Source organism: Xanthomonas sp. WHRI 10204, from assembly GCF_040202875.1.
In the GTDB taxonomy this organism is placed as follows: Bacteria; Pseudomonadota; Gammaproteobacteria; order Xanthomonadales; family Xanthomonadaceae; genus Xanthomonas.
The window spans coordinates 1,133,908-1,146,457 of the sequence record NZ_JBEGDW010000002.1 but is presented as its reverse complement, the minus strand read 5'-3'; the positions used below and the strand labels follow the sequence as shown (position 1 = coordinate 1,146,457).

13 protein-coding genes are annotated in these 12,550 nt (G+C 65.8%); 8 read left to right on the top strand and 5 right to left on the bottom strand.

The genetic code is table 11. The annotated features are described in order from the left end of the window. Nucleotides 1-126: 126 nt before the first annotated feature. From ABQZ00_RS15895 to ABQZ00_RS15885, 3 genes are read right to left on the bottom strand one after another with little or no spacing between them, the layout of a single operon-like run. On the bottom strand, nt 127-1,035 hold the full coding sequence (locus tag ABQZ00_RS15895; RefSeq protein ID WP_055851131.1) for a histone deacetylase family protein: 909 nt from the start codon (nt 1,033-1,035) through the stop codon (nt 127-129). Between the two features lie 38 nt (nt 1,036-1,073). Beyond that, nucleotides 1,074-1,631, bottom strand: a complete 558-nt coding sequence (locus ABQZ00_RS15890) for a cob(I)yrinic acid a,c-diamide adenosyltransferase (RefSeq protein ID WP_115512465.1) — start codon at nt 1,629-1,631, stop codon at nt 1,074-1,076. Between the two features lie 3 nt (nt 1,632-1,634). Continuing rightward, nucleotides 1,635-2,213, bottom strand: a complete 579-nt coding sequence (locus ABQZ00_RS15885) for a hypothetical protein (RefSeq protein ID WP_055851139.1) — start codon at nt 2,211-2,213, stop codon at nt 1,635-1,637. 182 nt (nt 2,214-2,395) lie between these two features. Here ABQZ00_RS15885 and ubiH point away from each other — a divergent pair, with 182 nt between their 5' ends. The 5 genes from ubiH to ABQZ00_RS15860 all read left to right on the top strand — a co-directional run bounded on the left by ubiH (nt 2,396) and on the right by ABQZ00_RS15860 (nt 7,315). Beyond that, nucleotides 2,396-3,604 carry a 2-octaprenyl-6-methoxyphenyl hydroxylase gene (ubiH, locus tag ABQZ00_RS15880; RefSeq protein WP_323538805.1) on the top strand — a complete coding sequence of 403 codons (1,209 nt, stop codon included), beginning with the start codon at nt 2,396-2,398 and terminating at the stop codon, nt 3,602-3,604. Further along, a complete protein-coding gene (locus ABQZ00_RS15875; protein ID WP_323538806.1) occupies nt 3,601-4,782 on the top strand; it encodes a UbiH/UbiF family hydroxylase in 1,182 nt (393 codons plus the stop codon). Before ubiH ends, ABQZ00_RS15875 begins: the two co-directional genes overlap by 4 nt. A 126-nt stretch (nt 4,783-4,908) precedes the next feature. Further along, complete coding sequence (locus ABQZ00_RS15870; protein ID WP_323538807.1) at nt 4,909-5,625, top strand: alpha/beta fold hydrolase; 717 nt, start codon at nt 4,909-4,911, stop codon at nt 5,623-5,625. A gap of 108 nt (nt 5,626-5,733) precedes the next feature. Continuing rightward, on the top strand, nt 5,734-6,165 hold the full coding sequence (locus tag ABQZ00_RS15865; RefSeq protein ID WP_323538808.1) for a nuclear transport factor 2 family protein: 432 nt from the start codon (nt 5,734-5,736) through the stop codon (nt 6,163-6,165). Nucleotides 6,166-6,358: 193 nt separating this feature from the next. Beyond that, a complete protein-coding gene (locus ABQZ00_RS15860) occupies nt 6,359-7,315 on the top strand; it encodes a SphA family protein (protein ID WP_238151781.1) in 957 nt (318 codons plus the stop codon). 170 nt (nt 7,316-7,485) lie between these two features. Here the strand turns inward: ABQZ00_RS15860 and ABQZ00_RS15855 are convergent, their stop codons facing one another. Then, the gene (locus ABQZ00_RS15855; protein WP_055851160.1) at nt 7,486-8,160 is read right to left on the bottom strand and encodes a GntR family transcriptional regulator; all 675 of its coding nucleotides are present in this window, start codon (nt 8,158-8,160) and stop codon (nt 7,486-7,488) included. A 231-nt stretch (nt 8,161-8,391) separates the two neighbouring features. Here ABQZ00_RS15855 and ABQZ00_RS15850 point away from each other — a divergent pair, with 231 nt between their 5' ends. The 3 genes from ABQZ00_RS15850 to ABQZ00_RS15840 all read left to right on the top strand — a co-directional run bounded on the left by ABQZ00_RS15850 (nt 8,392) and on the right by ABQZ00_RS15840 (nt 10,724). Continuing rightward, the gene (locus ABQZ00_RS15850; protein ID WP_055851163.1) at nt 8,392-9,288 is read left to right on the top strand and encodes a gallate dioxygenase; all 897 of its coding nucleotides are present in this window, start codon (nt 8,392-8,394) and stop codon (nt 9,286-9,288) included. 10 nt (nt 9,289-9,298) lie between these two features. Further along, entirely contained in the window at nt 9,299-9,658 is a 360-nt protein-coding gene (locus tag ABQZ00_RS15845) for a protocatechuate 3,4-dioxygenase (RefSeq protein WP_115512460.1), read from the top strand. Nucleotides 9,659-9,722: 64 nt separating this feature from the next. Further along, nucleotides 9,723-10,724 (top strand): LysR substrate-binding domain-containing protein, encoded by a 1,002-nt coding sequence (locus ABQZ00_RS15840; protein ID WP_055851169.1) that lies wholly within the window; start codon nt 9,723-9,725, stop codon nt 10,722-10,724. A gap of 259 nt (nt 10,725-10,983) precedes the next feature. Here the strand turns inward: ABQZ00_RS15840 and ABQZ00_RS15835 are convergent, their stop codons facing one another. Further along, complete coding sequence (locus ABQZ00_RS15835; protein WP_323538809.1) at nt 10,984-12,462, bottom strand: AMP-binding protein; 1,479 nt, start codon at nt 12,460-12,462, stop codon at nt 10,984-10,986. Between the last annotated feature and the right edge of the window lie 88 nt (nt 12,463-12,550).

Sequence of the window (12,550 nt, the reverse complement as noted above, 5' to 3'; positions counted from 1 at the left end):
CGTGGATTCAACCAGTAAAATGGAGACTAGCTTGCCGCATACCCCGCATAGGGGCAATGAAGAGCGCCAGCGTGAAGAGGACGAGGTTCATCGCAAACCGTGGCGCGACCGGCGTGCCGCTGCGGGTCAGCGCAGTGCGGCGACGTGGGCAACACTGCTTTCGCGCAAGGCCTGCAGGTCATAACCGCCTTCCAGCATGGACACCACCCGACCCCGCGCATGCCGCTCGGCCAGGGTGCGTAGCGCGCCGGTCAGCCAGGCGAAATCATCGTCGTCCAGCATCAGATCGGCCAGCGGATCGCGCAGATGCGCGTCGAAGCCGGCCGAAATCAGGATCAGCTGCGGGCGGAAGGCATCGATCAGCGGCAGCATCTCGTCTTCCCACACGTTGCGGAAGCGCAAGCCATCGCTGCCGGGCGGCAGCAACAGATTGTGGATATTGCCAACGCCGCGCTCATGGACGCTGCCCGAGTGCGGGTAGAGCCCGGACTGATGCGTGCTCAGATACTGCACGGCCGGGTCGCGTTCGAAGATCGCCTGGGTGCCGTTGCCGTGGTGCACGTCGAAATCGACGATGGTGATGCGCTCCAGGCCATGGCGGTCGCGTGCATGAGCGGCGGCCACGGCGATGTTGTTGAACAGGCAGAACCCCATCGACACCTGCGCGGTGGCGTGATGGCCGGGCGGGCGGACAGCGCAAAAGGCGGTGCGGGTGAGGTCCTGCATCACCGCATCCACGGCGGCGATGCCGGCACCGGCGGCGCGCAGTGCGGCCGCGCGCGAGGCCGGCACCATGCGGGTGTCCACATCCAGTTGGCGATAGCCTTCGAACGCGGTCTCCAGCACCGCGTCCACCTGCTCGCGCTCGTGCACGCGGCACAGGTCGCCCAGCTTGGCCAGCGGCGCCTCGCGCCAGTCCAGGTCCGGAAAGGCGGCACGCAGGGCGTCGACGACCGCCTCCAGGCGGGCAGGGCTTTCGGGGTGCTCAGGGCCGGCGTCGTGACCGAGACAGGCGGGATGGGTAAAGACCAGCATGAGATGACTTTAGCCTGTCCGCCGCGCCAGGCACATGCTCAACCGCGCCGGCGGTCGTGCCGCCACAGCACTTCCTGCTGACCATCCACGCGTGCCAGCACGCGGGCCAGCACGAACAGCAGGTCGGAGAGCCGGTTGAGATAGCCGATCGCCTCGCTGCGCACCGACTCCTGGCGCGACAGCGCCACGGTCTCGCGCTCGGCACGGCGCACGATGGTCCGCGCCAGGTGGCAGCGCGCGGCCGCTTCGCCACCGGCCGGCAAGATGAACTCCTGCAGCGGCGGCAAGCTGTCGTTGAAGTGGTCCAGGTGGTGTTCCAGGGCCTGGATGTCGGCCGCCTCGATGGCAGCATGGCCGGGGATGCAGAGCTCGCCGCCCAGGTCGAACAGCTGGTGCTGCACGGTGGTCAGTAGCTCGGCAATCGCAGTAGGCACGCCGGGCGCGGCCAGCAGCATGCCGAGCGCCGAATTGGCCTCGTCCACGGTGCCGTAGGCATTGACGCGCAAGGCGTCCTTGCCGGTCCGGCTGCCATCGCCCAACCCGGTGCTGCCGTCGTCGCCGGTGCGCGTATAGATACGTGAGAGCCGGTTGCCCATGGCTCAGCCGGCCTGGCGCTGGCGATGGGGCGCAGCCAGACGCTCGGCAACCACCTGGATGACGGCTGCGGCCGCGACGTATAGCGCGGCGCTGCGCAGGTACGGCCAGAGCCAGTCGCTGTAGTTCTTGAACCAGCCGGCGAGGGTGGGTTCGCTCACGCTGGCGCTGATCCAGTAAAAGCTGCCCTGGGCGATCAGCTGACACAGCGCCACCGCGATGAGCAGGGCAGGCACCAGCGCGACAAGCGCAGTCCATTGGGCCCCGTGATAGTGCCGGCGCAGCCACACACCACCGGCCCACAGCGCGAAGTACGCCGGGATCAGGCACCAGTACGCCGGCGACACACAGTAGTGCTGCCAGAAGCTCATGCCCTGCTGGGTGATGACCAGCCAGTCCACCGCGACCGCCAGGCCCATCAGCAGCGGGAACGCCAGTTTGCTGCGCGCAGCCAGATGAAACCCGCCGATGAAAAACACCGCCCAGGACGCGTCCGGGACCGGCGCGAAGTGATTGATCCGTGTGGCCGCCATCAGGACGGCGAGCAGGCTCAAAATCAGGGTGTCGTGCGAGCGAGAAGTCATGCGCGGGGGTTGCCGGATTACAGGTGCGGGAGTGTAGCGTGGAACCTGGCGTGCCCGCGCCACTGCCTGGCCTGCGCTGCGCCCGGCATCGGCAGGCATGACAACGGCAGACCGGCTGGACGCGTCAACGTGTCTCATCCGGCGCGCGCGATGCGCTGCGGGCGAGGGCTTATCATGGGCGAATGACACATCCACATGACGTTTTGATCGTTGGCGGCGGCCTGGTCGGCTCCAGCCTGGCGATTGCGCTGGACCGCCTCGGCCTGGATGTCGGGCTGGTGGAAGCCACGCCAGCCGGCACGCCGCCGGCCGTGTTCGATCAACGCAATCTGAGTTTCGCCGCCGCCACCGTCAACGCCTTGGGCGTGCTGGGCGTCATGGCCAAGTTGCGTAGCCCGCCCGGGCCGATCCGGCGCATCCACGTCAGCCGCGCCGGCGACTTCGGGCGCGTGCAACTGGACGCCGCCGATTACGGACGCGACAGCTTTGGGCAAGTGGTGGTGGCCCGCGACTTCGGCGACGCCCTGCAGGCACGCCTGGACGAATTGACGCAGCTGCGCCGGTATCGCCCGGCGCGCTGCATCGGCGTGGAGCCGGTGCAGGATGGCGTGCGCACGCTACGGCTGGCGACCGACGACGGCGAGCAGCGCGTCTGCGCCAGGCTGGTGGTCGGTGCCGATGGCAGCCACAGCGCAGTGCGCGAACTGCTGCATATCGAGACCGACACGCACGATTTCCTGCAGACCTTGTTCGTGGCGCGCGTGCGCGCCTCCAGGCCGCCGGACGGCACCGCGTGGGAACGCTTCGGCGAGCACGGTCCGACCGCGCTGTTGCCACGGGGCGACCGCCATTACGGCGCAATCCACTGTGTGGCGCGCGCCGAGGCCGATGCGGTCGCCGCGCTCGACGAGCCCGGCTGGCTGGCCCGGCTGCAGCGCGCGGCCGGCTGGCGCGCCGGGCGCTTTGTCGCCAGCGGCGAACGCAGTGCATATCCGCTGGTGCAGGTGCTGGCCAACAACCTGATCGCCGAGCGCGTGGTGTTGCTCGGCAACGCCGCGCAGACGCTGCACCCCATCGGTGCGCAGGGCTTCAATCTGGGATTGCGCGACGCGATCACCTTGGCAGAGCTGATCGAACACGATCGCAGCGATGCCGGGGCCGGCGCGCTGCTGGCCGACTATGTGGCGCGTCGACGCGTGGACCGCGAGCAGACGATCGGCTTCTCCAGCGGGCTGGCGCGGCTGACCGGCAATCCGGCACCGTTACTGCGGCCGCTGCGCAGCCTGGGATTGCTCGCGACCTCGCAGGCCGCGCCGCTGCAATCGATGCTGGTCGGCGGGGCGATGGGTTTCCGTGGCGATGTGCCGCAGCTGTGCCGGGGGATCGCATGAGCCGCCGCGGTACGCGCGATGCGGTGATCGTCGGCGGTGGCGTGGTTGGTGCTGCCTGCGCGCTGGCGCTGGCCGACGCGGGTTTGAGCGTTGCGCTGGTGGAAGGGCGCGAGCCCGCGCGCTGGCATGCCGATCAGCCCGACCTGCGGGTCTATGCCTTCGCCGCCGACAACGCCGCGCTGCTCGACAGTCTTGGCGTGTGGGCCAGCGTGCGCGCCGGGCGCGTACAGCCGTATCGGCGCATGCGGGTCTGGGATGCCGGCGGTGGCGGCGAGCTGCGCTTCGACGCCGACACCTTGGGCCGCGAGCAACTCGGCTGGATCGTCGAGCATGCGCTGCTGGTTGATCGCCTGTGGGCGGCCGTGCATAGCGCGGGGATCGAAGTGCATTGCCCGGCGCGTGTGGCCGAACTGGAGCAGGACACCAACAGCGTGCGCCTGCGTCTGGACGATGGCAGTCGGCTGGAAGCGGCGATTGCCATCGCCGCCGACGGCGCGTCGTCCACCTTGCGCGACTTGACCGGCTTGCCAGTGTCGCGGCACGCCTACGCACAACGCGGCGTGGTTGCCTTCGTGGAGACCGAACAACCGCACCAGGCCACGGCCTGGCAGCGCTTTCTGACCACCGGGCCGCTGGCATTCCTGCCGTTTGCCGAAGGCCGCAGTTCGATTGTCTGGACCTTGCCCGATCGCGAGGCCGAGCGCGTGTTGGCGCTCGACGATGCGGCGTTCGCGCGCGAGCTGACCCAAGCCTTTGCCGCGCGTCTGGGCGAGGTGCGTGTGACATCCGCACGCGCTGCATTCCCGCTGCAACGGCAGTTGGTGGAGCAGTACGTCAGTGGCCGCGTGCTGACCCTGGGCGACGCTGCGCATGTGGTGCATCCATTGGCGGGGCAGGGCGTCAACCTCGGTCTGCGCGATGTCGCTGCGCTGCGCGAGGAAGTGCGCGGCGCGCTCGCCAAACGTGCGGACTGGGCCGCGCCGCATCGCCTGCAACGCTGGGCGCGCACCCGCCGCAGCGACAATACCGTGGCCGCCTATGGCTTCGATGCGATCAATACGGTGTTCTCCAACGACGAAATGCACCTGACCCTGTTGCGCGGTGCCGCGCTTGGCCTCGCCGGCAGGTTGCCGCCGCTGGTCGATGTGCTGTGGAAGCGCGCCTCCGGCGGCGCGTAAGCCACCTCGCGTCTGCCGGCCTGCGCTGTGGCTAGCCGGCATAGCTGACGATCTATGTCTATTGGATTATAGCGTAGGCCGCATCTTCCATACGACGCATGCGGCCGGCGTGGCTACAGTCGCGCCATGACTTCCGTTTCGCACACCTCCAGACCTACCTTGCTGCTGCTCTGCGGCCTGCTCTGCGACGCCGCCATCTGGCAACCACAGCGCGACGCGCTGGCGGATCTGGCCGATGTGCAGGTGCTGGATTTCCCCGGATTCGACAGCATCGGGCAGATGGCGGCCCACGTGCTTGCTGGCGCACCGCCACAGTTTGCGTTGGCCGGGCATTCGATGGGCGGGCGGGTTGCGCTGGAAATCATGCGTCAGGCGCCCGAGAGGGTGACGCAGCTGGCACTGCTCGATACCGGCATTGCACCGCGTCGCGATGGCGAGCGCGAGGAGCGCCAGGCGCTGGTGGATCTGGCGCAGACGCAAGGCATGCATGCGCTGGCGCTGGCCTGGTTACCACCGATGCTGCACCCCGCACGCAGCGCCGATAGCGGTTTGATGCAAGACCTCAGCGCAATGGTGCAGCGGCAGAGCGCGCAGAGTTTCGCTGGCCAGGTCAACGCGTTGCTGGAGCGCCCGGATGCCGCGCCGGTGCTTGCGCAGATTCGCTGCCCCACCTTGCTAGGGGTCGGGCGCCAGGATGCCTGGAGCCCGCTGGCACGGCATCAGGACATGGCGCGTCAGATTTCGCAGGCGCGCCTGGTCGTATTCGAAGATTGCGGGCATATGGCGCCGGTGGAAGCGCCTGCTGCAGTCAGCACCGCGCTGCGCGAGTGGCTGAGCACGTGATCGCCCGTACCGCAGGCGGCGGCAGTTCGGTCGTCTCGGTCATTGCCCTGCGCTGAAGTATCGCTAGCGCTTTGTTTGTGTCATTCCATCGCCAAGGGAGGCTGCTGCGTGTCTGCAGATATTTCGATCATCGTTGCGTGCGAACAGCTGATTCGCCGGTTCGCCCTGCATAACGACCGCCATGAGCACCAGGCATTGGCTGCGCTGTTCACTGCCGATGGCGTCTTTGCACGACCGAGCGCGCCGGACGTGCCCGTGCATGGGCGCGAAGCGATCTTGGAGGCCTTCCGCGCTCGCGCGCCACGCAACACCTGTCATTTGATGCTCAATACGCTGGTCAGCGTCCAATCGAGCACGCTGGCCCACGCGCAGAGCCATGTGCTGCTCTATAGCGCACCGCAGGCCGACGCGTCTGTCCCCTGGACGGCGCAGGCGCCTGCACTGATCGGCACCTTCGACGATGTGCTGGTGCACCAGGACAACCAATGGTTGTTCAAGCAACGCCTCGGCGCATTGCTGGTGCGCGTCGAGGCGCACTGACCGAGATTGATCGCTGTCTGTCTGTTCAACGATGCCGCCGGCCCTTACAGGCGACATCTCGACACTGCTCTCCCCCCAGTCGCGTTGCCTCAATCGCCCATCTTCGTTGGAGAATCGCCTAGTGGAACGCGCATGTTCGTCTGTTGGTCGTCGTCGCTCATCGCTCCGGTCGCATTGCCTGCGCGCCGGCAGCTTGACTCTGCTACTGGGTGCGCTGGCGCCGGCGGCGGCCTTCGCACAGGCCGTGCCTGACACGGTTCCGGTGCCGCAAGGCATCAACCTGGGGGGCACCAGCTTTTTCGATGGTTTTGGCTCCACCCAACCTGGCTGGACGGTGATCGAATATCTGCGCCATGCGCACCTGAATGCCGTGCTGGATGCGCAAGGCAACGATTCGCCGGCGTTTCGTGATCCAAAGATCAGCAGCTCGGCAGCGCTGACCCAGCTCATCTACGTGACGCCCTACAAATGGTTGGGCGGCACGATTTCTGTCGATGCCATCGTGCCGCTGGTCAACCAGAATGCCTCGTTTGCCGCCGACAGCCCGGTGCGGTTGAGCGACAACGGATTCGGCGTTGGCGATATTGCGGTCGGGGCGGCGTTGCAGATGCCGCCGGTGATGCGCAACGACCGGATCTTGCTGTTTCAGCGCTTCGCCCTGGTGGCATTTGCACCGGTGGGCAAGTTCGATCGCGACATCGCGATCAACCAGAGCACCGGCTACTGGTCGTTCTCGCCGCATTGGGCATTCACGGTACAGCCCACCGATAACTGGGAGGTCAGCATGCGGCTGCATTACATGTACAACTTCCGCACCGACCGTGCCGGTGGAGTGCCGCCAATTCCCGGTTTCCAATTCCGCAACGGCCAGGCAGGCGATCTGGCGTGGCTGAATTTTGCCAGCTCGGTCAAGGTGACCGAGCAGCTGCGGGTCGGTGTCAACGGCTTCTACCTGCGGCAGCTGCAAGACAACCGGACCAATGGCCAGCGCGTGCCCGACAGCAAACGCACGCAGTTCTACATGGGGCCAGGGCTCTCGTGGCGGTTGGATCCGAAGAACGTGCTCAATTTCAATGTCTACCTGCCGGTCGAGGTCAAAAACTCGGTGGCCGGAAACACCTTCAACCTGATGTTCGTGCACTCGCTATAGCGCAAGCAAGCTGCCCTGCGCACCGACCGTCTTGGTCGGCGTGCAGGGTCGAATGTAGCCACGTTTTGCTCTATGCGTGATCCTGCGTCGCAGGTACGACCGACATCCGCTCCACGCGCATCGATGCCATTGCCACTGCTCGGCGCGCGGCCCCGTGCAACTACGAGGCATCACATGCCCATGCTGTGCCGCTGCGTATTGGCATGTTCGCGGAACAGCAACTCCGCCCGCGCGCCATCGCGTTGTTCGATGGCAGAGACGATCGCGCCATGCTGCCGGTGGCCGTAATAAAGATCGTCGTAAGCCAGGGTGGCCGAGCGCTGACCGAACACCACGTTGACCGGGCTGACGAACGGCACCAGCGTGCAGCGGTCTACCGTCTCGGTGAGGATCGGTTTGTTCGCCGCCACCACGATGGCGCGATGGAAACGGGCATTGATCGCGCCGTAGGTCTGCTCATCGCCGGCATCGAGGCTGCGCTTGGCAAACAGCCGGTCGCCTTCGCACAGACAGGCGTGCAGGGTGGACAGCAATGCGGCCGACGCGCCCTGTTCGGCCACCGTACGTGCCGCCATGCCCTCCATCAGTGCGCGCACCTCCAGTGCATCCAGGCTTTCCTGTTGGCTGAAACGCCGTACCGCATAGCCACGGTTGCCGACCTGCACCAGCAGGCCCTCCTGGCACAACGCCGGCAATGCCTGGCGAATAGGCGTGCGCGAGATGGCCAGGCGCTCGGCCAGGGCCGCCTCGGTGATGCGCTCGCCCGGGGCAAAGGCGCCGCACAGGATCAATTCGCGTAGCTGCTGGACCGCTTGCAATCGGTGGTTGTTCGCCATTGGCTCCATTCTCTCGCGCCGTACCGCAGCGCACGTTCCTTCGAAGGGGAAACTAGCAATTACTTGTATAAAAACCTTGCGGATGAGATCGCTTGATGGCACTTTGGATCCCAAGGATACCGTTTTGGAGATCCGCAGTGGTTGGTCGTCCGTGTTGGGATCCATTGCATCGTCGATCCTGACCCAATCAATGACGTGCGCTCTGCCTCTCCTGGCAGTGGTGCGCAGCAGGAGCAAAGCATGGCTAGCATCATCGGCGGCATCGGAACCTCGCACGTTCCCACCATCGGGGTGGCCTACGACAAGGGCAAGCAACAGGATCCAGTGTGGAAGCCGTTGTTCGACGGCTACACGCCGGTGGCCGAGTGGCTGGCCGAACAACGGGCCGACGTGCTGGTGTTTTTTTACAACGACCACTGCACGACCTTCTTCTTCGACCTCTATCCGACCTTCGCCCTGGGCGTGGGCGAGCGCTTTCCGGTCGCCGACGAGGGCGCAGGGCTGCGCAACCTGCCTCCGATCCGTGGCGATGTACAGCTGCAGGCGCATATCGCCGAATGCCTGGTCAACGACGAATTCGACCTGACCGTGTTTCAGGACAAGCCGATCGACCACGGCTGCGCGGCGCCGTTGCCGCTGCTGTGGCCGCATGTGCCGGACTGGCCGGGCACGGTGGTGCCGATTGCGATCAACGTCCTGCAATACCCGCTGCCGACCGCGCGCCGCTGTTTTCGCCTGGGCCAGGCTGTGCGCCGTGCGATCGAGTCATACCCGGAAGATCTCAGAGTGGTGGTGGTCGGTACCGGTGGGTTGTCGCACCAGATCCATGGCGAGCGCACCGGTTTCAACAACACCGACTGGGACATGGAGTTTCTGGATCGCTTTCAGCATGCGCCGGAAACGCTGACCGATCTCACCCATACCGACTATGTGCGCCTGGGCGGTGCCGAGAGCGTGGAGCAGATCATGTGGCTGGCCATGCGCGGTGCGTTGGATGGGCCGATCCGCAAACTGCATCAGAACTACTACCTGATGACGACGACCGCGATGACCGTGGTGCTGTACGAGCCGGGCGAAGAACGCGCCGATGCGCCGCGCTCGGCAGAGCTGCTGGCGCGCACCGCCAACGCGGCATGAGGGCCTGCATATGAATCCGCAAGTACACGGCATGGACAAGATCGACGGCACCTACCTGTTCGATCTGCGCACCAGCAATCGCGCACTGCGCCTCAATCGTTTTTTCTGGCATATGATCCGCGCCCCGTGGCGCGACCGCTTTTTGCAGGACGCGGAAGTGTTGATGCAGGAAGCCGAGCTCACCGAACACGAGAAAGCGCTGATCCGTGCGCGCGACTGGCTCGGACTGGTGCAGTACGGCGCCAATTTTTTTGTGATCGAAAAGTTCGCCCGCGTGGTGCGCACGACCAATCTGCAGGTCTACGCCATCATGCGCGGCGAGTCGTTCGAAGACTTCATGCAGACCCGGCGTGTGCCCGAGGCACGCTGAGCTGCGCGTCCCGGTCACTGGCCGGGCGTTGCCACCCGACTTTCCAACGTAAGGCCCACCCCCTATGACCATGTCCTCCGTGTTCTTCGAACACCGCATCAAGGTCCGGCATCTACGTGTCATTGAGGCGCTGGATCGGCAAAAAAGCCTGCTCCGCGCCTCACGCGTATTGAACGTCACCCAGCCTGCACTCACGCGTGCCTTGCAGGAGATCGAAGAGATCGTCGGTGCGCCCCTGTTCGAACGCCATTCGCGTGGCGTGCGTCCCAATGCGATGGGCGAGGTGCTGGTGCAGACCGCGCACGTCGTGCTCGGCCAGCTGCGCCGCGCACAGGACACCTTCGAAGGGCTGCTGCAGGACGATGCGCTCACTATCACCGTCGGCGCGTTGCCGGTGGCGGCGAGCGGCCTGCTACCGTCGGTGCTGGCCGCCTTGTACCGTGCCGAGCCCACGCTGCGTGTGCGCCTGCTGCATGGCCGTACCGATGAATTGCTGCCCAAGCTCGCCGGAAACGAGGTGGATCTGGTCGTTGGCCGGTTGTATCCGCTGGCCCGCTACGATGCGTTGGTCCGCAAGGTGCTGTACCAGGATCCGATTGCGCTGGTGGCGCGGAGCGACCATCCCTTGTTTGCCAATGGTCCTGTGCGCATCGCCGAAGCGGCCGCGTACCGACAGGTATTGCCGACCTTGAGTCAGCATGTGGAGCGCGACGTGGCGCAGGTCATGCGCGAACATGGGCTGGCCACACGCGATCAACTGCGTTCCAGCTCTGCAAGCTTCACGCGCGAGATTCTGCTCGGCACCGACAGCATTGCGGTGATGCCAAGCATGATGGTGGCCGGCGACATCGCACGCGGCGAGTTGCGGGCCTTCCAGCTGCAGCAGCCGTCGCAGGCGCGCGCAGGTGGCGTGATCTATCGCGACAGCAGCGCCATCCTCAAACCCGGTGTGCGTTTGTTGATGCGCGAGCTGGAACACCAGCTGGCGCTCATGGCCCAGCAAGGCGCGGTGTGGGTGGACGACCAGATTGGCGAGCACGATATCCTGCTGGATGCGTCTGCATAACCGACGATGGAATCCCACAAGCGGGAGCTGCATCGTCGACCGGGACGGATGCGATGCAGCACTGGCCTGGGGAGTTGCACTGTTCGGCCGTATTCGCGGAATGCGCAGGGATGCGAGGCGCGCTGGATTGAACGCTGCATCGTGCCCGGCTGGTCCCGCGCCGGAGTACTCGAGCGGTATTCATCGCGGTGATCCGAGTAAGCAAAGTCCAAGTGTGGGCGGCAATACGCACGCCCACGCCGCACGGTTGCTACCGCTATCAGGCATCGTTGGCCAAGGCATCCTTCAACCGCGCCTTCTGCAGCTTGCCGGTTGCCGTACGTGGCAAGGCCTCGACCAGGCGTAGGTGTTTGGGGACCTTGTACTTAGCCAGGCGCTCGACCAGATAGCTGCGGATCTGCTCCAGATCCGTCGCCTCAGCGGCTGGCACGATCGCCAGGTAGCCCACCTCGCCCCATTGTGGGTCGGCGATGCCGACCACGGCGCATTCGCGGATGTCCGGATGATCCGCCAGTACCGCTTCGATCTCGGCGGGATACACGTTTTCGCCGCCGGAAATGAACATGTCCTTCTTGCGGTCCACCACCCAGAAAAAGCCGTCGGCATCGCGCTTGACGATATCGCCGGTGCGGAACCAGCCCTGTGCGTCGCGCATCTCCGCAGTGGCCTGCGGGTCGCGCCAATAGCCGGGGCTGAGGTTGGGGCCGCGCAACAACAGTTCGCCAGGCATGCCCGCCAGGCAGTCGTTGCCATCGCCATCCACCACCCGCGTTTGCACGCCCGGTGACGAAATCCCCGCCGCACCGAGCTTGCGACGAATCACGTCGCAATCCACCGACATGCCGAACACCGTGCCGGCTTCGCTCATGCCGAAGCCGCAGACCATGGGGATGCCATCGTCCAGCCAACCGAGCAGATCGTCGCTGGCATGCGGCGCGCCGCCGCTGACCAGCGCGGTGAGGTGACGCAGCGTTGACGGATCGAAACCGGGCTGGCTGCGGAACGCCTGCATCATCTGCGGCACGCCGACGTAGTGGGTAATGCCCAGCGCCGGGTTGCCGAGCCAGCTCAATGTACGCTTCGGTTCGAAGCCGCTCGACACCTGGATCGACCCGCCCAGCGCCAGCGCCGGCCGCACATTGGTCGCCAGGCCGATGATGTGGAACATCGGCGCTTCGCACAGGAAACTGCTGTTGCCATCCACACGTGTGGTCACGCCGAAGTTGTGCGCCACCTGCTGCAGGTTTTGCTCATTCAACATCACGCCCTTGGGCTGGCCGGACGTGCCCGAGGTGAACAGGATCAGGCTCACGCGCTCGGGCGGGATGTAGGACGTTTCGGCGGGTGCCAGCGCCTTGGCACTGTCGATGAAGCGCGATAGCGCTTCGGCATGCGCGCGTCCGGCAGCGACATCGTCGCCCAGCAATAGATGCGGCTGCGCACGTTGCAGCAAGGTGTCCAGCTCGGCGCCGCTCAGCCGCCAGTTGAGCGGCACATAGATCGCGCCGACCCGTGCACAGGCGAAGTGCAGCGCGACCTGCCAGACCGAATTGCGGGCGAGCACAGCCAGCCGTTCGCCGTCGACACAGCCGCGCGTCTGCAGCAGGGCGGCGAGCTGGCCGATCAGGGTGTCCAGTTCGGCATATGTCCATTCCTGCTCCAGCAACAGGTCGCGCGCGGCAAGCCGGTGCGGTGTGAGGCGGGCATGGAAGGAAATCGAGTCGGTCGGCATGGTCATGGCGCTGTCTTTCCGAATGCAGAATGGGGGAGTGACGTGCGTGAGTGCGACGGAGATGGCAGGAAGGTTGACGCGTGCGCGCAACCAC

Bases quoted from the DNA above. Each gene is read 5' to 3' on its own strand.
- ABQZ00_RS15895 (WP_055851131.1), bottom strand. From the start codon at position 1,035: ATGCTGGTCTTTACCCATCCCGCCTGTCTCGGTCACGACGCCGGCCCT.
- ABQZ00_RS15890 (WP_115512465.1), bottom strand. From the start codon at position 1,631: ATGGGCAACCGGCTCTCACGTATCTATACGCGCACCGGCGACGACGGC.
- ABQZ00_RS15885 (WP_055851139.1), bottom strand. From the start codon at position 2,213: ATGACTTCTCGCTCGCACGACACCCTGATTTTGAGCCTGCTCGCCGTC.
- ubiH (WP_323538805.1), top strand. From the start codon at position 2,396: ATGACACATCCACATGACGTTTTGATCGTTGGCGGCGGCCTGGTCGGC.
- ABQZ00_RS15875 (WP_323538806.1), top strand. From the start codon at position 3,601: ATGAGCCGCCGCGGTACGCGCGATGCGGTGATCGTCGGCGGTGGCGTG.
- ABQZ00_RS15870 (WP_323538807.1), top strand. From the start codon at position 4,909: ATGACTTCCGTTTCGCACACCTCCAGACCTACCTTGCTGCTGCTCTGC.
- ABQZ00_RS15855 (WP_055851160.1), bottom strand. From the start codon at position 8,160: ATGGAGCCAATGGCGAACAACCACCGATTGCAAGCGGTCCAGCAGCTA.
- ABQZ00_RS15850 (WP_055851163.1), top strand. From the start codon at position 8,392: ATGGCTAGCATCATCGGCGGCATCGGAACCTCGCACGTTCCCACCATC.
- ABQZ00_RS15845 (WP_115512460.1), top strand. From the start codon at position 9,299: ATGAATCCGCAAGTACACGGCATGGACAAGATCGACGGCACCTACCTG.
- ABQZ00_RS15840 (WP_055851169.1), top strand. From the start codon at position 9,723: ATGACCATGTCCTCCGTGTTCTTCGAACACCGCATCAAGGTCCGGCAT.
- ABQZ00_RS15835 (WP_323538809.1), bottom strand. From the start codon at position 12,462: ATGACCATGCCGACCGACTCGATTTCCTTCCATGCCCGCCTCACACCG.